Here is a 21,387-nt window from a genome sequence, read left to right on the forward strand (position 1 = left end):
ACCTATATGAATGCTCCATTTACTTATGCATCGCCCACACTCAGCGTAGAGGCACTTAAGCATTCTATTGCCTATAAGCTGATGTTCACGATTGGTAAGGACCCGGTCATTGCCAATAAACATGAGTGGCTGAACGCCACGTTGTTCGCGGTGCGCGACCGTCTCGTGGAGCGCTGGCTGCGTTCTAACCGTGCGCAATTATCTCAGGAAACTCGTCAGGTCTATTACTTGTCTATGGAGTTTCTGATTGGCCGCACGCTTTCCAATGCACTGTTATCGCTGGGCATTTATGACGATGTCAAAAATGCGCTGGAAGGTATGGGGTTGGATCTTGAAGATCTGATCGACGAAGAAAACGACCCGGGTCTTGGCAATGGTGGTCTCGGACGTCTGGCGGCCTGCTTCCTGGACTCACTGGCAACGCTGGGCCTGCCGGGACGCGGTTACGGTATTCGTTATGACTACGGCATGTTCAAGCAGAACATTGTTGATGGCCGCCAGAAAGAGTCGCCGGACTACTGGCTGGAATACGGTAACCCGTGGGAATTCAAACGCCACAACACGCGCTACAAAGTGCGTTTTGGCGGGCGTATTCAGCAGGAAGGTAAGAAAACGCGCTGGATAGAAACCGAAGAGATCCTCGCGGTCGCCTACGACCAGATTATCCCCGGCTACGACACCGACGCCACCAACACGCTGCGCCTGTGGAATGCCCAGGCCAGTAGCGAGATCAACCTCGGTAAATTTAACCAGGGCGACTACTTTGCGGCTGTGGAAGATAAAAACCACTCCGAGAACGTCTCCCGCGTACTGTACCCGGACGACTCCACCTATTCAGGACGCGAGCTGCGGTTGCGCCAGGAGTATTTCCTGGTCTCCTCTACGGTGCAGGACATCCTGAACCGTCATTATCAGCTGCACAAAACCTACGACAATCTGGCGGATAAAATCGCCATTCACCTCAACGATACCCATCCGGTGCTGTCGATCCCTGAGCTGATGCGACTGCTGATCGATGAGCATAAGTTCAGTTGGGACGATGCGTTTGAGGTCTGCTGCCAGGTCTTCTCGTATACCAACCACACCTTGATGAGCGAAGCGCTGGAGACCTGGCCTGTCGATATGCTGGGCAAAATTTTGCCGCGCCATCTGCAAATCATCTTTGAAATCAACGACTACTTCCTGAAGACGTTGCAGGAACAGTATCCGAACGATACTGCTCTGCTGGGGCGGACGTCGATTATCGATGAATCTAACGGCCGTCGTGTGCGTATGGCATGGCTGGCGGTGGTGGTGAGCCACAAGGTTAACGGCGTTTCTGAATTGCACTCCAACCTGATGGTGCAGTCGCTGTTTGCTGATTTTGCGAAGATTTTCCCGACTCGTTTTTGCAACGTCACCAACGGCGTGACGCCGCGCCGCTGGCTGGCGCTGGCTAACCCGTCGCTCTCTGAAGTGCTGGATGAGAACATTGGTCGCACCTGGCGAACCGATCTCAGCCAGCTCAGCGAGCTTGAGCAGCACTGCGATTACCCACTGGTAAATCAGGCGGTGCGCCGCGCGAAGCTGGAGAATAAAAAGCGTCTGGCCACGCTCATCGCCCAGCAACTGAACGTGGTGGTGAACCCGAAATCGCTGTTTGATGTGCAGATAAAGCGTATTCACGAATACAAACGCCAGTTGATGAACGTGCTGCATGTGATCACCCGCTACAACCGCATTAAGGCCGATCCTGACGCTGAGTGGGTGCCGCGTGTGAATATCTTCGCCGGTAAAGCGGCTTCTGCTTATTACATGGCGAAACACATCATTCACCTGATCAACGACGTCGCGAAAGTGATCAACAACGATCCGCAAATTGGCGACAAGCTGAAAGTGGTGTTTATCCCCAACTACAGCGTCAGCCTGGCGCAGGTGATTATTCCTGCTGCCGACCTTTCTGAACAGATTTCTCTGGCCGGGACCGAAGCCTCCGGTACCAGTAATATGAAATTTGCTCTTAACGGTGCGCTGACCATCGGTACGCTGGACGGCGCCAACGTTGAGATGCTGGAGCATGTGGGCGCAGAAAATATCTTTATCTTTGGTAATACGGCGGAAGAGGTCGAGGCTTTACGCAGCCAGGGCTACAAGCCGCGTGAGTATTACGAGAAAGACGAAGAGCTGCACCAGGTGCTGACGCAGATCGGCAGCGGCGTATTCAGCCCTGAGGAGCCGGGACGCTATCGCGACCTGGTGGATTCGCTGATTAACTTTGGCGACCACTATCAGGTTCTGGCGGATTATCGCAGCTACGTTGATTGCCAGGATAAGGTTGATGAACTGTATCGTCACCCGGAAGAGTGGACCACCAAGTCGATGATTAATATCGCCAACATGGGATACTTCTCGTCGGACAGAACGATAAAAGAGTACGCCGAAAACATCTGGCATATCGATTCGGTGCGGTTGTAACACACGATGCCGGGGGCGCTTCGCTTGCCCGGCCTACGTTTATGCACTCTTGTAGGCCGGATAAGGCGCTAGCCGCATCCGGCATTTTTATCAGGACGCCAGCGACAGCTGGTGTTTTTCAATGTACTCCGCCAGCCACTGGGTCATACGCGACTGCTGCTCAGCGTTCAGCCACATACCTTCTTTCGTGCGACGCCACAACGCATCTTCCGCACGACGAACCCATTCATGATCGACCAGATATTTCAGTTCGGCCTCATAAAACTCATGGCCAAAGTCTTCACCTAACTCGGCAAGCGAGGTGGCTTCGCCGATAACCCATTCGGTGTTGCTGCCGTAGGTGCGAGAATAATGGCGTGCCAGCGACTCGGTCAGGAACGGGTAGCGACGGCGCAGTTTGGCCGCGTAATCTTCGCGATCGCCGCCAATGTCACCGCCTGGCAGAATGCACTCTTTCGTCCATGCCGGACCAATTCCCTGGTAGTACGATGCCAGTTTTTCCATCGCGTGCTCAGCCAGCTTACGATAGGTGGTCAGCTTACCGCCAAAGACCGACAGCAACGGCGCTTTGCCGTTTTCGTCGTGGATATCCAGCGTGTAATCACGGGTGATCGCCTGCGGTGAGTCAGACTCGTCATCGCACAGCGGACGCACGCCTGAGTAAGTCCAGACGATATCATCACGGCCCAGCTGCTTCTTAAAGTGCGCGTTGTAGACCTTCAGCAGGTAATTGATTTCGCTTTCATCAATTTTCACTGCTTTCGGATCGCCTTTGTATTCAACGTCTGTCGTCCCGATGATCGAGAATTCGTCCATCCATGGGATAACAAACACAATACGCTTATCTTCGTTTTGCAGAATATAAGCTTGCTTCTGGGTATGTACGCGCGGCACTACGATGTGGCTGCCTTTAATCAGGCGAATGCCGTACGGTGATGGCAGGTGCATACCGTCGTCGAAGAACTCTTTCACCCACGGACCGGTGGCGTTGACCAGGCCACGCGCCTGCCAGGTGTATTTTTTGCCGGTATCGATATCTTCAGCTTCAACAATCCACAAACCGTTTTCACGGCGAGCAGAAGTGGCGCGAGTGCGGGTTAATACTTCTCCGCCTTTACGTACAACCATTTGGGCGTTTGCCAAAACCAGTCGCGCATCGTCTACCCAGCAGTCAGAATATTCGAAACCGCGCACAATCTCAGGTTTCATTACGGAATCTGCGCCAAAACGCAAACCGGTAGAACTTGGCAAACTAGTGCGTTTGCCCAGATGATCGTACATAAACAAACCAATGCGGATCATCCACGCCGGACGCAGGTGCGGGCGGTGGGGCAGACGAAAGCGCATCGGGAAGGCGATATGCGGTGCCATTTTCAACAGCACTTCACGTTCGGCCAGCGCTTCGCTTACCAGACGAAATTCGTAGTGTTCCAGGTAGCGCAGGCCACCGTGGATGAGTTTGGAGCTAGCGGAAGAGGTGGCGCAGGCTAAATCCTGCGCTTCCAGCATCAGCACGGATAAACCGCGTCCAGCGGCATCTGCCGCGATACCGGCACCGTTGATGCCTCCACCTATCACAATCAGATCTTTGGTTTCCATGCTGGCCTCTCGCACTTTCGTTATAGCTCATCAATGTTCGTTATCGAGCATAATAGCAAAGAATCGCGCCATTGGTAACATCGGATAAACAATTTACAGTGATACATATAACATTATGGCGTTTAACTGCCGTCGGGACGTACACTAAGCAGTAACATGTCCGAAAAGCATCACCTGCCATATAAAGAAGAGAGAGCAATGGATCAGTTTGAATGTATTAATGTCGAAGAAGCGCATCAGAAGCTGCATCAGGGGAGCGCGGTGTTAGTGGATATCCGTGATCCGCAAAGCTATGCCATGGGGCATGCCCCGCAGGCGTTTCATCTGACGAACGACACGCTGGGGTCATTTATGCGCGAGCATGATTTCGACACCGCTGTGTTGGTGATGTGTTATCACGGCAACAGCAGTAAAGGCGCGGCGCAATATCTTCTTCAGCAGGGCTATGACGCGGTTTACAGCGTTGACGGCGGCTTCGACGCCTGGCATCGACATTTTCCGGCAGAAGTGGCATACGGTTCGTAAGCTAACAAAGATGCAGCCTGAAACGGGCAGGATATATATACTGTCCTCTTTTGTGTGGAATAAGCGACAGCAACCATGTTGATGATTACCTCTTTTGCTAACCCCCGCGTGGCGCAGGCATTTGTTGATTATATGGCGACACAGGGCGTTATCCTGACGATTCAACAACATCAGCAAACGGATGTCTGGCTGGCGGATGAGTCCCAGGCCGAGCGCGTGCATGCTGAACTGGCGCGATTTCTGGAGAATCCGGGCGATCCGCGCTACCTAGCGGCAAGCTGGCAGTCGGGTCAGACCGACAGCGGTCTGCACTACCAGCGTTATCCGTTCCTGGCCACATTGCGCGAACGCGCAGGCCCGGTAACCTGGTTCGTAATGGCCGCGTGTGTGCTGGTGTTTATCGCGATGAACGTGCTGGGCGACCAGGCGGTGATGCTTTGGCTGGCATGGCCGTTTGACCCTTCGCTGAAATTTGAATTCTGGCGTTATTTCACCCACGCTTTTATGCACTTCTCGCTGATGCATATTCTGTTCAACCTGTTGTGGTGGTGGTATCTCGGCGGTGCGGTTGAAAAGCGTCTGGGCAGTGGAAAACTGATTGTAATTACCGTGATCAGCGCCCTGTTGAGCGGCTATGTTCAGCAGAAATTTAGCGGCCCGTGGTTTGGTGGACTGTCTGGCGTGGTATATGCGCTGATGGGCTACGTGTGGTTGCGCGGCGAGCGCGATCCGCAAAGCGGTATTTTCCTGCAGCGTGGTTTGATTATCTTTGCTTTGATCTGGATTGTTGCCGGCTGGTTTGATCTATTCGGCATGTCGATGGCGAATGGCGCTCATATCGCCGGGTTGGCCGTGGGTCTGGCAATGGCGTTTGCCGATACGATGAATGTGCGGAAACGAACTTTGTAGGCCGGATAAGCGTTAGCGCATCCGGCAAAATTTCAGGGAACACTAATGAAGCAAACACAACGACATGACGCGATCATCGAGCTGGTAAAAAAACAGGGATACGTCAGTACTGAAGAGCTGGTGGAGCATTTCTCCGTCAGCCCGCAGACGATTCGCCGCGATCTTAACGATCTGGCCGATCAGAACATGATTTTGCGCCATCACGGCGGCGCGGCGCTGCCATCCAGCTCGGTCAACACCCCGTGGCATGACCGTAAAGCGACGCAGACGGCGGAAAAAGAGCGCATTGCCCGCAAAGTTGCCACGCAAATCCCGAACGGCTCTACGCTGTTTATTGATATCGGAACCACGCCGGAAGCGGTGGCTCACGCGCTGCTTAATCACAGCAATTTACGCATTGTGACCAACAACCTCAATGTGGCGAACACGCTGATGGCGAAAGAGGATTTCCGCATAATCCTCGCTGGTGGTGAACTGCGTAGCCGCGACGGCGGTATTATGGGCGAAGCGACCCTCGACTTTATTTCTCAGTTCCGTCTGGACTTCGGCATCTTAGGGATCAGCGGCATCGACAGCGATGGTTCTCTGCTGGAGTTTGATTATCACGAAGTTCGTACCAAGCGCGCGATCATTGAGAATTCACGGCATGTGATGCTGGTGGTGGACCACTCGAAGTTTGGGCGTAACGCGATGGTGAATATGGGCAGCATCAGCATGGTGGATGCGGTGTATACCGACACGCTGCCGCCTGCTGGTGTGATGCAGGTGATTGCTGACCATCATATCCAGTTAGAGCTGTGCTAAGGTAATTCCAGGCCTGATAAGCGTTGCGTATCAGGCATTAACTAAACGCCGTACCCCATCATCTTCAGCAGCTTCTGCGCATGTTGCACCGCATCCTGGCGATGTGCGACGCCGAGCTTTTGGTACAAATTGCGGATGTGCGTCTTGATGGTCGTTGCCGCGACGGCCAGCTCTCCGGCGATCTGTTCGTTGCTGTAGCCCGAATAAATCAGTCCCAGAACCTGCCATTCGCGCTGGGTCAGCGGGCTGGTGCGGATAAGCTCCGGCACTTCCGGGTGAGTAAGCAGACGCTCAACGAATCCTTCATCGAAGTGGGCAAATTTATGGCGGTGGTGCTGGTTAATCTCACGCAAAATGCGCTGGGCGCGGTGCTGATCGAGTTCCGGTAAGGTATTGAGCTGAATCAGCTGACGCAGTTGTTGCGCCATGGCCTCGCCTTCGATAACAAAGTGGCTGATGAATCCGGTGCGGTTCGCCAGCTGTAGGGCGTCGAGTAACACACGCTGGGCGTCATTTTTGCGCCCTGCCTGCCAGTAGAGCTGATTAAGCAGCAACAGGTTGCGGTTCAGATCGCTCATCAGGCGCAGGTTGCGCGCATTTTCATTCAACTCTTCCAGCACAATCTCAGCCGGTTCAAACTCGCCGAGCAGGATTTGTGCACGAGCGATGTTGCGCCACTGGCTTTGCAGGAAGTGGTTATTGGCGAATTCTGGTTTCGGCGTGTGGCGCAGCCAGTTGGCGGCCGAGTTTTTGTCGCCCACCATTTGCCAGTAAATCACCCGCACCTTATCGGCGTTGGAGATCCAGTCGCTGTGATAGTGACCGTTACCCAACAGGTTTTCCAGACGGTTGAGCAGGCTGCGAGCGTTATCGAGATCGCCCCGTGCCAGTGAACACTGAACCAGCAGCGCCAGACACTGTAACTGTTGCTGCGGCTGGAAAGTGGAAAGCAGTTCAATACCGCTACGGGCAGAAGCTTCTGATTCGTCCAGACGCGCCCATGCCCACAGTAGCTGTGCGCGAATACGTACCAGGAATTCGTGCATCGGCAGCTGTTCCAGGTGCTGTTCTTTGATCAGCTGGAACGCTTTTTCCTGAGTTTCCCAGGCGGCCTGTAAAAAGCCCTGGGCAAACAAAATTTCGCTTTGCTGGATAAGACTCCACAGTGCGTAATGCCAGACGTCATGATGGCGCGCCATTTGCTCGGTTTGCTGCATTAACGCCAGAGAGCGCGTGAGATCGCCCTTACAGTGCAGGACTTCGCCGTGCACCGAGGTGGCGACGATCCGGCTATAGAACCAGGCGATGGGCAACTCATCCAGCGCCAGTTTCGCCAGGCGTTCGGCTTCGTCAGGGTTGCCGTCGTTAATCGCTACTTGCGCCCGTAAAGCGTCGAATTCGGCGTGCAGTGTCGGCTCCATGTCGCCTTTCATTTCCTGCTCTGCGCGCGCAAGCAAGGTGTTAACCTCTCCGTAGCGGTGCTGGCTTTGCATCAGCCAGGCTTGCAACAGAACCAGACGCGGATTTTCCAGCAGGCTTTCCCACGGCAGGGCTTTCAGCGACTCTTCCAGTAACGTCAGCTCGCTATGGTTAAACAGTCCCCACGCATGATTAAGCAGGATATCGCGTAGCATATGGGCGTCGCCGGCCGCCAGCGCGTGGTGGATAGCTTCGCTGGGGAAGCCTTGCGCCATCCAGCTTTCAGCTGCGGCGCGGTGTATTTCGGGCAGTTCGTTCGCCAGCTCCCATTGGCAGCGCTGGCGTAAAAAGCTGCCAAACAGCGGGTGATAGCTGAACCACTCGCCAACGTCATCCATTCGCTGCAGGAATAACCCCTGGCGCTCAATTTCTTCCAGCCGCATCTGGCCGTTTTCTTCCCCGGTAACGCGGACGATCAGCGCATCGTTCATGGAGCGCAGAATGGCGCTTTTCAGCAGGAAGTGACGGGTGCCGAGGTCGACGCTGTCCAGCACTTCATCAACCAGATAATCGGACAAATGGCTGGCGTTGATCCCCGCGAGGCGTCGTGCTGACTGGTGCGCGGAATGATTGTTCTGGCGGGTGGAAAGGGCGATCAATTGTAATGCCGTGGCCCAGCCAGCAACGTCATCGCACATCCGGCTGCTTTCAGCCGCTTCGATGGGGGAGGACAAACGTCGGTCGAAAAATTGTTTGGCTTCCTGATGGTTAAAGGCCAGCTGTTGACTGCCTATCTCCAGCAGTTGATCGCGTACCCGCAGGTTGGCAATACCCAACTGCGGCAGATTGCGCGACAGCACGACCAGCGTGAGGTTCTCAGGCTGATGACGCAGGAAGAAACGCATCGCTTCGTGAATGGCCGGATTAGAGATCAGATGATAATCATCTACTACCAGGTAGAGCGGGCGGTGCCACTCGGCCAGTTCGATAAATAGCTGGGCAAACAGTGACGTCAGGCTGGCGTACTGACGTTTTTGCACCATCGCTTCGCTGGTGGTGCAGTGTCCACCGGTTGCCTGTTGGATAGCGGCGATCAGATAACTGGCAAAGCGCTCTTGCTGATTATCGCCCTCATCCAGAGAATACCAGCCTAAATCATTTTTCCCTGCCGCCCATTGTGAAACCAGCGTCGTTTTTCCATAACCAGCAGGACTTGTTATCAGGGCAAGCCTGAAATTGTTCGCGCCGGAAAGTTTAGCCAACAGGCGCTCACGAACCACCGTATGGTCGAGTCGAACCGGACGACTTAATTTAGACGGAATCAACATAAGTTAGTCACTTCACTGTGTGAAAATAGGGAAGAATGATTTTTTTTGCGCTTCGTAATTAATAGATATAAGGTCGGCCAGATTGGTGTTTTATGCAAGCTAAGCGGACTTTTTGTGTGTCTGATTTTGCACTATGTCACAAATCTATACATCTATTGCAATAAATGCTTTAAAGAGTCGCAACAGGCGTGGCGACTGGATCCGTCGTTATTTTAACTGTGTTGAAAAATCCCTCTCTTTTTATATGGTTACTCAAATAGCTAATGAATATCACCGAATTTTGTGGCCGACTTAAAAGTTTTATGTGAACTATCTTATCCGGCACAGATATTTCAGGTTAGAAACTATTTCCCTATTTACACATTGTTTCTCATCGTCATATCGCTATTTGATATTGTCGATTAATCCTTTGTTACTAATGCGTCATCCGAAGAGCGTTATGCGGGGTTTGCGCGAATTTACGGGCAATTACCTCCCCTTTAAGTGGTGGTGATCACACTTTTATGCTCATCCCCGCTCCTCCTCCCTCCCTAATCCGTGCCAGGATGAGGAATGTCAACAACGAGCCAGGCAAACTAGCGATAACGTTGTTTTATTACCTAAGGATCTGGAACCCCTATGTCACAGCCTACTTTCAACAAAGATCAATTTCAGGCTGCCCTGACGCGTCAGTGGCAGCGCTTCGGTTTACTGTCGGCTCAAGAAATGACGTCGCGCCAGTGGTGGCAGGCAGTGAGTGGGGCGTTGGCTGAGTTACTCAGCGCCCAGCCTGCGGCGAAACCGGCAAAAAATCAGCGTCACGTTAACTACATCTCGATGGAGTTTTTGATTGGTCGCCTGACCGGCAACAATTTACTCAACCTCGGCTGGTATCAGGCGGTGAGCGATGAGCTGAAAGCGCATGACGTCAACCTGACTGATCTGCTGGAAGAAGAGATCGATCCGGCGTTGGGTAACGGTGGATTGGGACGCCTGGCGGCCTGCTTCCTTGATTCGATGGCGACAGTCGGCCAGTCGGCGACGGGCTATGGCCTCAACTACCAGTACGGCCTGTTCCGTCAGTCGTTTGCCGATGGCCAACAAATGGAAGCCCCGGATGACTGGCATCGTGGCAGCTACCCGTGGTTCCGTCACAACGAGGCGCTGGATGTGCAGGTTGGGATTGGCGGCAAGGTCACCAAAGAAGGGCACTGGGAGCCAGGGTTTACTATCACCGGCCAGGCCTGGGATCTGCCGGTTCTCGGTTACCGTAACGGCGTAGCGCAACCGCTGCGTCTGTGGCAGGCCAGCCATGCGCACCCGTTTAACCTGACCAAATTTAATGACGGCGATTTCCTGCGCGCAGAACAGCAGGGCATCGACGCTGAAAAACTGACGAAAGTGCTGTACCCGAACGATAACCACACCGCGGGTAAAAAGCTGCGCCTGATGCAGCAGTACTTCCAGTGCGCCTGCTCCGTAGCCGACATTCTGCGCCGCCATCATCTGGCAGGGCGTAAGCTGCACGAACTGGCTGATTACGAAGTCATTCAACTTAACGATACTCACCCGACTATCGCGATCCCTGAACTGCTGCGCGTGCTGATTGATGAGCACCAGATGAGCTGGGACGATGCGTGGGCGATTACCAGCAAGACCTTCGCTTACACCAACCACACCCTGATGCCGGAAGCGTTAGAGTGCTGGGATGAGAAACTGGTGAAAGCACTCCTGCCGCGCCACATGCAAATCATCAAAGAGATTAACGACCGCTTTAAGACGTTGGTTGATAAAACCTGGCCGGGTGATGCTGAAGTCTGGGCGAAGCTGGCAGTGGTGCACAATAAACAGGTGCGTATGGCCAACATGTGCGTGGTCAGCGGTTTTGCGGTCAACGGCGTGGCGGCACTGCACTCCGATCTGGTGGTGAAAGATCTGTTCCCGGAATATCACCAGCTCTGGCCGAACAAATTCCATAACGTCACTAACGGGATTACTCCGCGTCGCTGGATTAAGCAATGCAACCCGGCGCTTGCCGCACTGCTGGATAAATCGCTGAAAAAAGAGTGGGCTAACGACCTCGACCAGCTGATTAACCTGGAAAAATACGCGGACGATGCGAAGTTCCGTCAGCAGTATCGTGACATCAAGCTGGCGAACAAAGAGCGTCTGGTGAAGTTTATTAAAGCGCGTACCGGTATTGAAATAACGACTAACGCTATCTTTGATATTCAGATTAAACGTCTTCATGAGTACAAGCGCCAGCACCTGAATCTGCTGCATATTCTGGCGTTGTACAAAGAAATCCGTGAGAACCCGCAGGCAGATCGCGTGCCGCGCGTATTCTTGTTTGGCGCAAAAGCTGCTCCGGGTTACTACCTGGCGAAAAATATCATCTTCGCTATCAACCAGGTTGCACAAACCATCAATAACGACCCGAAAGTCGGTGACAAGCTGAAGGTTGTCTTCCTGCCGGATTATTGTGTTTCAGCGGCGGAAATGCTGATCCCGGCGGCGGATATCTCTGAGCAGATTTCAACCGCAGGGAAAGAGGCTTCCGGCACCGGTAACATGAAGCTGGCGCTGAACGGTGCGTTAACCGTAGGTACGCTGGATGGCGCAAACGTCGAAATCGCCGAGAAGGTGGGTGACGAGAATATCTTTATCTTTGGTCATACCGTGGAAGAGGTGAAGGCGCTCAAAGCCAAAGGCTACGACCCGGTGAAATGGCGTAAAAAAGACAAAGTGCTGGATGCTGTCCTGAAAGAGCTGGAAAGCGGGAAATACAGCGATGGCGACAAGCATGCCTTTGACCAGATGCTGCACAGTATCGGCAAGCAGGGCGGCGACCCGTATCTGGTGATGGCGGACTTCGCGGCCTACGTTGAAGCTCAGAAGCAGGTTGACGTGTTGTATCGTGACCAGGACGCCTGGACCCGGGCGGCGATTCTGAATACCGCGCGTTGCGGCATGTTCAGCTCGGATCGCTCCATCCGCGATTATCAGGCTCGTATCTGGCAGGCGAAACGTTAAGGAATCGCGATGGAAAGCAAACGTCTGGATAATGCCGCGCTGGCGGCGGGGATCAGCCCCAATTACATTAATGCCCACGGTAAACCGCAGTCTATAGGCGCCGAAACCAAACGGCGTTTGCTTGACGCCATGCATCGCACCACCGCTGCCACTCAGGTGGCGGTAACCCCGGTGCCGAATGTCATGGTCTATACCGCTGGCAAGAAAATGCCGCTGGCGGTTGAGGGAAGCGGAGAGTTTAACTGGCTGCTGACCACCGAAGAGGGCGTGCAGCACAAAGGGCATGCCGTCGGCGGTAAATCTTTTAACCTTCCGGCGAAGCTGCCGGAGGGGTATCACACGTTGACCCTGACCCAGGGCGAGCTGCGTTCCCATTGTCGTATCATCGTGGCACCAAAGCGCTGCTATGAACCGCAGGCGTTGTTAGCCGGGCAGAAGCTGTGGGGCGCATGCGTTCAGCTCTACACCTTGCGATCGGAAAAGAACTGGGGGATTGGCGACTTCGGCGATCTCCGCACCATGCTGGAGGATGTGGCGCAACGCGGCGGCGCGTTTATCGGGCTTAATCCGATTCACGCGCTGTATCCGGCGAATCCGGAGAGTGCCAGCCCGTACAGCCCGTCGTCACGTCGCTGGTTGAACGTTATTTATATTGATGTAAACGCCGTAGATGATTTCCGTCTGAGTAAAGAGGCGCAGGCGTGGTGGAAGAAACCCGCGACTCAGCAGGCTCTGCAACGCGCCCGCGATGCCGAGTGGGTTGATTATTCTGCTGTTACCGCATTGAAGATGACGGCGCTACGTATGGCGTGGAAAAGCTTCTCTGCGCGTGATGATGAGCAGATGGCGGCATTTCGCCAGTTTGTGGCTCAGGAAGGGGATAGCCTCTACTGGCAGGCGGCCTTTGATGCGCTGCATGCGCATCAGGTGAAAGAGGACGCATTGCGCTGGGGCTGGCCGGTGTGGCCAGAAGTTTTCCAGTCAGTGGACTCGCCAGAGGTAAAACGCTTCTGCGAAGAACATCGTGATGACGTAGATTTCTACCTGTGGTTGCAGTGGCTGGCGTATACCCAGTTTGCTGACTGCTGGAAAACCAGCCAGGGCTTTGCAATGCCGATAGGGCTGTATCGCGACCTGGCCGTTGGCGTGGCCGAAGGCGGGGCGGAAACCTGGTGTGACCGCGAGTTGTATTGCCTGAAAGCTTCAGTTGGCGCGCCGCCGGATATTCTCGGTCCGCTTGGGCAAAACTGGGGACTGCCGCCGATGGATCCGCACATCATCACGGCACGTGCTTACGAACCGTTTATTGAACTGCTGCGCGCCAATATGCAGAACTGCGGCGCGTTGCGTATCGACCATGTCATGTCGATGCTGCGTCTGTGGTGGATCCCTTACGGTGAAACTGCCGATCACGGTGCCTACGTGCATTATCCGGTCGACGATCTGCTGTCAATTCTGGCGCTGGAGAGTAAACGTCATCACTGCATGGTGATTGGTGAAGATCTGGGTACCGTGCCGGTGGAGATCGTCAGCAAGCTGCGTGACAGTGGCGTCTACTCCTACAAAGTGCTTTATTTTGAGAATGACCATGAGAAAAACTTCCGTGCGCCGAAAGCGTACCCGGAACAATCAATGGCAGTCGCGGCGACGCATGACCTTCCTACGCTTAAAGGATATTGGGATAGCGGCGATCTGACGCTAGGTAAAGCACTGGGCCTGTATCCGGATGAAGTCGTGCTGCGCGGGTTGTATCAGGACCGGGAACTGGCGAAACAGGGGCTGCTGGACGCGCTGCACAAATACGGCTGCCTGCCAAAACGTGCCGGTCACAAGGCGTCCCTGATGTCGATGACGCCGATTCTGAATCGCGGCATGCAACGCTACATCGCTGACAGCAACAGTGCGTTGCTGGGCCTGCAACCGGAAGACTGGCTGGATATGGCTGAGCCGGTCAACATTCCGGGGACCAGCGACCAGTACAAAAACTGGCGGCGAAAACTCACCGCCACGCTGGAGCAGATGTTTGCCGATGAGGGCGTGAATAAGCTGATTAAGGATTTGGATAAGCGGCGAAAAGCGGCCGCGAAGAAGAAGTAAGAAAGCCGGGGATTTCCCCGGCTTTTTTATGGTGATGGCTCGTAGCACGTAGGCCTGATAAGCGTAGCGCCATCAGGCTCAGTTTTATCAGACCACGATACCCAGCAGCAGACACCCTACCAGACCGCAGACGGAGATAATGGTTTCCAACATTGACCATGACTTGATGGTTTCACCGATGGTCAGGTTGAAGTACTCCTTGAACAGCCAGAACCCAGGATCGTTCACGTGGGAGAAGATGACGGAACCGGAACCAACCGCAATAACCATCAGCTCAGGGCTTACGCCGGTCGTTGCAATCAGCGGTGCCACAATCCCACCTGCAGTAATCGCTGCAACGGTTGCGGAACCCAGTGCGATACGTAGTACTGCAGCGATAGACCATGCCATCAGCAGTGGAGACACGTTAGAGCCGTGCATCATTGAAGCGATGTATTTGTCCACGCCGCTATCAACCAGAACCTGTTTGAAGGCACCGCCACCACCGATGATCAACAGCATCATCGCGATGATTTTGATTGAGGACACCAGCGTGTCGTTAATCTGATCCATCGAACGTCCGCGGTTCAGACCAAAAGTGAACATCGCAATCAGCACCGCAATCAGCGTTGCCATGACCGGGTCACCGAGGAATTCTGCAACCGTCAGGAAAGCATGACCTTTCGGCAGAATCATCTCCGCCACAGCGCGCATTGCCATCAGGATAACCGGGACCAGAGAGGTCCAGACGCTGACGCCAAAGCCTGGCATCTCTTCTTCAGTGAAGGTTTTTGCGCTGTACAGACCTTCCGGGATTGGCTTATCGATGCCTTTCAGGAAACGCGCGTATACCGGACCGGCGAGAATAACGGTCGGGATTGCCAGAATCGTACCAAACAACAGAGTTTTACCCATATCTGCGTGGAAAATGGTGGCAATAGCGGTTGGACCCGGGTGCGGTGGCAGGAAGCCGTGAGTAACGGACAGCGCAGCCGCCATCGGCACACCAACGTACAGCAGCGGGATGTTAGCAGCGGCAGCAATGGTGAATACCAGCGGCAGCATCAGCACGAAGCCGACTTCGTAGAACAGGGCAAAACCGACGGTGAATCCGGTTAATACCACCGCCCACTGAATGTGTTTTTTGCCGAATTTAGCAATCAGCGTGGTTGCGATGCGCTGTGCGCCGCCGCAGTCCGCCAGCATTTTGCCCAGCATGGCGCCAAAACCCATAATCAGGGCGAGGCTGCCAAGGGTTCCGCCGACGCCGGCTTTAATCGAACCGATGACTTTATCCAGTGGCATCCCTTGCATCAATCCGACAGCAAGCGCCACCAGGACGAGAGCGATGAAGCCGTTCATTTTGAAACGGATCATCAGGAGGAGTAACAAGATTACACCGATAGCAACGATGACTAATGGCATGATTTACCTGGCCTTTACTTTGTTATGGGTAACGTCAGTGTTTAGATGACAAATTCCGATTGTCCCGACCGGGAACAGAGTATTCTCAGCACCAATGCTGGTTGCCTTCAAAACTAATCAGTTTAACTGGCTATTATGTGTGTGTTAGGTGCTGACACGAATGATACGGGTAACATGCTACGCTTGAAAATCACCTGGACAGGCAAAATTTAAAATATGAGAAGCTGGTCAAATTATGCGGGGGATTGTTGCAGGATAAATGCGAAGAAATGTTGGGGTGTAAGCCGGAGACCGCGATTACGCTACCACCCGGCATTAATGCCCGATAGCGACGCGGATGCGTCTTATCGGGCCTACGGATACTCTACAGGTTCGGGCGTTAGTAGTAAGAGTGCTCGCCGCGCTGGTGTTCGGTTAAATCGCGAACGCCTTTCAGTTCAGGGAATTCAGCCAGCAGCTGCTTCTCGATACCTTCTTTCAGCGTTACATCTACCATTGAACAGCCGTTACAGCCGCCGCCAAACTGCAGAATGGCGTAGCCTTCATCGGTGATTTCCATCAGAGAGACACGACCACCGTGGCCAGCCAGCTGTGGGTTGATCTGCGATTGCAGCATGTACTCCACGCGTTCCATCAGCGGCGCATCATCGGCAACTTTACGCATTTTGGCGTTTGGTGCTTTCAGGGTCAGCTGGGAGCCTAACTGGTCGGTAACGAAATCGATTTCTGCATCTTCCAGATACGGTGCGCTCAGTTCATCAACATATGCGGTCAGCAGGTCAAATTTAATGGCGGTGTCGGTTGCTTCCACGGCGTCCGGCGGACAATAAGAAACGCCGCATTCAGCGTTAGGCGTGCCGGGATTAATCACAAATACGCGGATTTGTGTCCCTTCTTCCTGATTTGCCAGCAGTTTGGCAAAGTGCGCTTGTGCAGCATCGGAAATATGGATCATAGTAATGGCCTAATAGTTGACTATTTTACTTGGTTATAATACGCCCATCATCGAGGCTCTACAAGGTTCGACACAGGCACCATACCTGGACAGTCGCCGCGCCGTTGCGTAAAAGCAGCTGCGCGATTTCCGCGACGGTACTTCCGGTAGTGACGACATCATCCACAATAACCATATGGAGTCCCTGCACCGGCAATTCAAGGCGAAAGGCATTTTTCAGGTTACGTTTACGTAATCGGGCGCTGAGATGGTGCTGTGTGGCGGTTGCCCGAACCCGCGAGATGGTCCGGCTGTCCCAGTCGCAACCCAGCCAGCGTGCCAGCGGACGGCACAGTAAATCGCTCTGATTAAACCCTCTGCGCCAGTGTCGACGTTGCCAGAGCGGGACGCTGACCAGCCTGTCCGGTAGAGGAAGGCCGCTGGTGCGCCGGGCCTGTAGTACCTCCAGCAACAACAAACGTGAAAGAGCTGAGGCTGTTTCGCTGCGTCGTGAAAACTTGAGCTGGTGGATAAGCCCGCTCAACGGCGGAACATAGTCGCTGACGGTAACCAGTCTCTGCCACGGCGGCGGTTTTTGCAGGCAGCGCCCACAGGGAATGACGGTATGAGCGGCAGGGAGTCCACATTGAGGGCACAGGCTGGCGTGTTGACGCGTTGCCCGCGTACAGACTGAGCAGATCCCCCAATGCCCTAACGTCAGGGGCATTCGGCATAGCCAGCACAATCCCGGTACTGTTAGCATAGATGCATCCTTTCAGGCTAAAAGAGAACAATAACTGATGAATGACATCTGGTGGCAGACCCAGGGTTCGGGAAATTACCATCTTGTGCTGCTGCACGGATGGGGACTGAATGCGCAAGTGTGGCATTGCATAAGCGAGGAACTGAGTTCGCATTTTACGCTGCATCTTGTCGACTTACCGGGATTTGGTCGTAGCCAGGGTTTCGGTGCAATGTCACTGGAAGAGATGGCTGAGCGGGTATTGAAACAGGCACCGGAGAAAGCTATCTGGCTCGGCTGGAGTCTGGGCGGGCTGGTCGCGAGTCAGGTGGCGTTAACGCATCCTGAGCGTGTTCAGGCGCTGGTGACCGTCGCGTCTTCCCCTTGCTTTAGCGCGCGGGATGAGTGGCCGGGAATCAAGCCAGAGGTGCTGGCAGGCTTCCAGCAGCAGCTGAGCGAAGATTTCCAGCGTACGGTGGAGCGTTTTCTGGCATTGCAAACGATGGGCACAGAAACTGCGCGTCAGGATGCGCGAGCGCTGAAGAAAACGGTACTGGCTTTACCCATGCCGGACGTCGAGGTGCTCAATGGTGGACTTGAGATCCTGAAAACGGTCGATCTGCGAGAACCGCTGTGCGCGGTGGAAATGCCTTTCCTGCGGTTGTATGGCTATCTTGACGGGCTGGTGCCACGCAAAGTCGTCCCGATGCTGGATGCCCTGTGGCCGCAGAGCGAGTCTTTGGTGTTTGCCAAAGCGGCGCATGCGCCGTTTATCTCGCATCCCGCCGAATTCTGTGCAGCGCTTGTGGCGTTAAAACAGAAACTATAAATTTGATGTGTTGCCCGGTGGTGCCATGCTCGCCGGGCCTGAGATTAATGGCTGCGCGTACCCAGATCCTCAGCGGTCAGGCCAGTAATTCTGAAGATGGTTAGTGGGTCTATACCATCAGCCTGCATGGTTGATGCAATACGTAATGCTTCCTCTCGTTTGCCTTGTTGCAGACCCGTTTGTAACCCCTCCTGTAGCCCTTCTTGCAACCCTTTCCTATGGCCTTCCTGAAGACCATTAAGGTGTCCTTCCTGTCGTAATCTTTCGGCGACTTCATGAAGAAACTCGCCAAAATGTGTGGTGTTACCGGCCTGCATTAAATAATTAAACAAGGCTTTCAACTGGTTGTCATTAGCGTGTCCTTTAACAAGCAGGATGGCCAGTTTTTCTACCAGCCCCACCAAATCGCGTTTACGAATATGCTTTTGGATGAGCTCCAACAGCGCCATCCGGCGATGCTGCATAATCTTGTCATCGGGCACAACAGTGATATCGATCAGTGGAAACGCGGTGCTATACCTGAGAAAAAAGATGACGAGACTCTACTTCCCAGGTTACCAGTAATCATCCACGAATTAACAACGATGCGCGGCTGGCTGGAGGATAGATCTTTTTTGCTGAAATAATGAAATCTGTGTGGAATCCATTACGCAAAAAAGCCGGATATCAGCGTAAACGCGCTATCCGGCCGGGACGTTTGCATCATTTGTAGGCCGGATAAGCGTAGCGCCATCCGGCAAAGAGCATCTGATTAGCGTAAAGCCCACCACTCGCGCAGGCAGGCTTTACCTTCTGGGCAACTTTTGCAGCTTCCGGAAAGACACCCGTCGGCATCTTCCTGAATCCGCACCGCTTTGCCCATCTTTTCTAACTGATTCAGCATGGCGTCAATCATGGGCTGCGGGGTATGCAGCGTGTGGCTAATTTGTGTAGCCTCCATGCGCCCCCGCAAAGCCAGTAAATCACGAACCTGAATAAGCGATGCCATTGTCGATAACCTTAGTGGCAATCGCCAGTCGTGCTGGAACAGCAGGAACTCGCCGTCCTGTTGGTTGCCAGCAGTGCGAGGTCCACGCGGCTGCGAGCTCGGCGCAGCAGGCCCAGCAACACGATGTTAAACAGGATGACCGCTAAAATGCACACCAGGCTGTAGGTCGGATGCTCTTTGTAGCTGACCGTCTGATAAAACAGCGTCGACAGAGAGTAGGCGATATTCAGGCCCCACAGAATCGAGAAGCTCATCCAGCCACGGCTGGATTCACGTGCGATAGCGCCCATCACTGAAATGCACGGTACATACAGCAGAACAAAGATCAGGTAGCTGTACGCGGCGGCGGCGCTGCCAAATTTCTCGCCCATCACGCCCATTGCACCGGTAGCCATTTCACCGTCGCCCTTGCTGGCTTCGATAGGGTTAGCCAGCACGCTCAGGCTGAAAGTGTCTTTCAGGCTTTGCCAGGTTTCATCTACCGCGCTGAGCAGCTCATCACCGAGGTGGAAATCTGCCGGGTTGAACTCTTCTTCCTGAATGTTTTCTGCGGTATAGAGCGTGTTCAGCGTACCGACAACCACTTCTTTCGCCATCGCGCCGGTGAACAGACCTACGGTTGCCTGCCAGTTATCTTCGTGAACACCAATCGGTTTGAAGACTGGGGTAATGACGCGGCTCACGGAAGCCAGAGCTGAGTCGTTGATGTTGTCGACGATTTTCCCGCTCAGTGAGAAGCTGTTAAAGGCACTGAGGAAAATGCTGACGATGATGATGACTTTACCTGCACGCAGAACGAAGCCTTTCAGACGTTGCCAGGTTTGAATGATCAGACTCTTAATGTGCGGTACGTGATATACCGGCAGCTCCATCACGAACGGCGTTGCTTCGCCACGCATGATGGTGTGTTTGAGCATCAGGCCGGTCAACACCGCCATGACGATACCCAGTACGTACAGCGAGAAGACCGCCAGCGCGCCGTTCTGACCAAAGAACGCGGCGGCAAAGACGGCGAAAATCGCCAGACGTGCACCACAGGACATAAACGGCGCCATCATGATGGTCATCAGACGCTCACGCGGGGCATCCAGCGTACGTGCGCCCATCACTGACGGTACGTTACAGCCAAAGCCGACGATCAGCGGGACGAACGATTTGCCCGGCAGTCCCAGCGCCTGCATCAGACGGTCCATCACAAACGCAGCGCGCGCCATGTAGCCGGAGTCTTCAAGGAAGGAGAGGAACAGATACATCATGCCGATTTGCGGTACCAGCGGCAGCACGGTGTTAATCCCGCCGCCAAGGCCCTGGGCCAGGAAGATGGTCAGCCAGTCCGGGAAATGCAGCGTATAGCCAATCCACTGAATACCATGGATAAAGAGTGCCACGGAGCCAACATCAAACAACGGCTGCAGAGCGCCGCCAATGTTGATGGCAAGCAGGAACATCAGGTACATCACGAACAGGAAAATCGGCAGACCGAGAAAGCGGTTGAGGATAATTTTATCTACCGCGGTGGTGAAACGGCTCGGCTCTGCTGTCAGGGTATTACTGACGGTATCGCAGATAGCGGCAATGCACTGGTAACGTGCATCGGCAATATGCAGCGCCGGGTCGTCCATTGTCTCGCTCAGGCGAGCAACAGCGGCATCAAGGTTTTGTGCTGCATCACCGGCGTAAGCACGGCTGTAGATATCGCCTTCGAGCATCTGCAGGCCTAGCCAGCGGCGCTGTTTGAGCGGCATATCTTTGGCCATTGCGTCGGCGAGGGAATCAGCTTCTTGCAGCAGCGGCTGGGCATAATGGACCAGCTCAACGGTGTCGTTTTCTTTGTAGCGATCGATCGCCAGCTTCAGTGCTTCAATGCCGCGGGCGCGGGTGGATACCAGTGGAACCACCGGACAGCCAAGACGAGCGGAGAGGGCGTCGATATCGATACGGATTTGCTGTTTCTCAGCTATATCCAGCATGTTCAGTGCGACGATACAGGGAATACCTAGCTCAAGCAGTTGCAACGTCAGGTAGAGGTTGCGTTCAAGGTTTGAAGCATCGACCACGTTGATCAAGAGATCCGCGTCGCCGCTTAAAATATAGTGACAGGCAATCTGCTCATCGAGAGAGGTTTGGGATGAGATTGTCGTCAGAGAATAGGTGCCGGGTAAATCGACCAGCGTGACCTGGTGGTCCGTCGTGGCGAAATGGCCTTCTTTACGCTCAACGGTAACGCCAGCCCAGTTGCCTACACGCTGGCGCGCGCCGGTGAGCTGGTTGAATAAGGTTGTCTTGCCGGAATTAGGATTACCAATTAAACCAATGGTTAGTTTTTTCATTTTTATAGACTCA

The 21,387-nt window shown here is 54.0% G+C and carries 14 protein-coding genes and 1 pseudogene; 7 read left to right on the forward strand and 8 right to left on the reverse strand.

The genetic code is table 11. The annotated features are described in order from the left end of the window. The first annotated feature begins 6 nt into the window (after positions 1-6). Positions 7-2,454, forward strand: a complete 2,448-nt coding sequence (gene glgP, locus C2U43_RS01965) for a glycogen phosphorylase (RefSeq protein WP_048215392.1) — start codon at positions 7-9, stop codon at positions 2,452-2,454. A gap of 90 nt (positions 2,455-2,544) precedes the next feature. On the opposite strand, the gene glpD is transcribed toward glgP, so the two are convergent. Beyond that, positions 2,545-4,053 carry a glycerol-3-phosphate dehydrogenase gene (gene glpD / locus C2U43_RS01970; RefSeq protein WP_008786343.1) on the reverse strand — a complete coding sequence of 503 codons (1,509 nt, stop codon included), beginning with the start codon at positions 4,051-4,053 and terminating at the stop codon, positions 2,545-2,547. Between the two features lie 198 nt (positions 4,054-4,251). Between glpD and glpE the strand changes: the two genes are divergently transcribed. The 3 genes from glpE (at position 4,252) to C2U43_RS01985 (ending at position 6,291) form a co-directional block, all read left to right on the forward strand. Next, a complete protein-coding gene (glpE, locus tag C2U43_RS01975) occupies positions 4,252-4,578 on the forward strand; it encodes a thiosulfate sulfurtransferase GlpE (protein WP_003827629.1) in 327 nt (108 codons plus the stop codon). Between the two features lie 75 nt (positions 4,579-4,653). Then, positions 4,654-5,487, forward strand: coding sequence for a rhomboid family intramembrane serine protease GlpG (glpG, locus tag C2U43_RS01980; protein WP_103284628.1), 834 nt, complete (start codon positions 4,654-4,656; stop codon positions 5,485-5,487). Between the two features lie 45 nt (positions 5,488-5,532). Beyond that, positions 5,533-6,291, forward strand: a complete 759-nt coding sequence (locus tag C2U43_RS01985) for a DeoR/GlpR family transcriptional regulator (RefSeq protein ID WP_003023499.1) — start codon at positions 5,533-5,535, stop codon at positions 6,289-6,291. A 41-nt stretch (positions 6,292-6,332) separates the two neighbouring features. Here the strand turns inward: C2U43_RS01985 and malT are convergent, their stop codons facing one another. Beyond that, positions 6,333-9,038: an HTH-type transcriptional regulator MalT gene (gene malT, locus C2U43_RS01990; RefSeq protein WP_103284629.1), complete on the reverse strand. Its 2,706-nt coding sequence runs from the start codon at positions 9,036-9,038 to the stop codon at positions 6,333-6,335. Between the two features lie 618 nt (positions 9,039-9,656). On the opposite strand from malT, the gene malP reads away from it, so the two are divergent. Both malP and malQ read left to right on the forward strand, forming a co-directional pair. Then, a complete protein-coding gene (gene malP / locus C2U43_RS01995) occupies positions 9,657-12,050 on the forward strand; it encodes a maltodextrin phosphorylase (RefSeq protein ID WP_103284630.1) in 2,394 nt (797 codons plus the stop codon). A 9-nt stretch (positions 12,051-12,059) separates the two neighbouring features. Further along, a complete protein-coding gene (gene malQ, locus C2U43_RS02000; RefSeq protein WP_103284631.1) occupies positions 12,060-14,147 on the forward strand; it encodes a 4-alpha-glucanotransferase in 2,088 nt (695 codons plus the stop codon). Positions 14,148-14,234: 87 nt separating this feature from the next. Here malQ and gntT read toward each other — a convergent pair whose 3' ends face one another. The 3 genes from gntT to gntX all read right to left on the reverse strand — a co-directional run bounded on the left by gntT (position 14,235) and on the right by gntX (position 17,248). Beyond that, on the reverse strand, positions 14,235-15,551 hold the full coding sequence (gene gntT, locus C2U43_RS02005; RefSeq protein WP_103284632.1) for a gluconate transporter: 1,317 nt from the start codon (positions 15,549-15,551) through the stop codon (positions 14,235-14,237). A gap of 379 nt (positions 15,552-15,930) precedes the next feature. Then, on the reverse strand, positions 15,931-16,506 hold the full coding sequence (gene nfuA, locus C2U43_RS02010) for a Fe-S biogenesis protein NfuA (protein ID WP_003023509.1): 576 nt from the start codon (positions 16,504-16,506) through the stop codon (positions 15,931-15,933). Between the two features lie 58 nt (positions 16,507-16,564). Further along, positions 16,565-17,248 carry a DNA utilization protein GntX gene (gene gntX, locus C2U43_RS02015; RefSeq protein WP_008786337.1) on the reverse strand — a complete coding sequence of 228 codons (684 nt, stop codon included), beginning with the start codon at positions 17,246-17,248 and terminating at the stop codon, positions 16,565-16,567. Between the two features lie 37 nt (positions 17,249-17,285). On the opposite strand from gntX, the gene bioH reads away from it, so the two are divergent. Then, a complete protein-coding gene (bioH, locus tag C2U43_RS02020) occupies positions 17,286-18,056 on the forward strand; it encodes a pimeloyl-ACP methyl ester esterase BioH (RefSeq protein ID WP_057067158.1) in 771 nt (256 codons plus the stop codon). Positions 18,057-18,100: 44 nt separating this feature from the next. Here bioH and C2U43_RS02025 read toward each other — a convergent pair. From C2U43_RS02025 to feoB, 3 genes and pseudogenes are all read right to left on the reverse strand, one after another. Continuing rightward, positions 18,101-18,574: pseudogene (locus C2U43_RS02025) on the reverse strand (Rpn family recombination-promoting nuclease/putative transposase); the annotation flags it as partial. Positions 18,575-18,807: 233 nt separating this feature from the next. Further along, a complete protein-coding gene (feoC, locus tag C2U43_RS02030; RefSeq protein ID WP_003023516.1) occupies positions 18,808-19,044 on the reverse strand; it encodes a [Fe-S]-dependent transcriptional repressor FeoC in 237 nt (78 codons plus the stop codon). A gap of 11 nt (positions 19,045-19,055) precedes the next feature. Beyond that, positions 19,056-21,374 carry a Fe(2+) transporter permease subunit FeoB gene (gene feoB, locus C2U43_RS02035; RefSeq protein ID WP_008786334.1) on the reverse strand — a complete coding sequence of 773 codons (2,319 nt, stop codon included), beginning with the start codon at positions 21,372-21,374 and terminating at the stop codon, positions 19,056-19,058. Between the last annotated feature and the right edge of the window lie 13 nt (positions 21,375-21,387).

This window comes from Citrobacter freundii complex sp. CFNIH9 (genome assembly GCF_002903305.1).
Lineage (GTDB): Bacteria > Pseudomonadota > Gammaproteobacteria > Enterobacterales > Enterobacteriaceae > Citrobacter > Citrobacter portucalensis.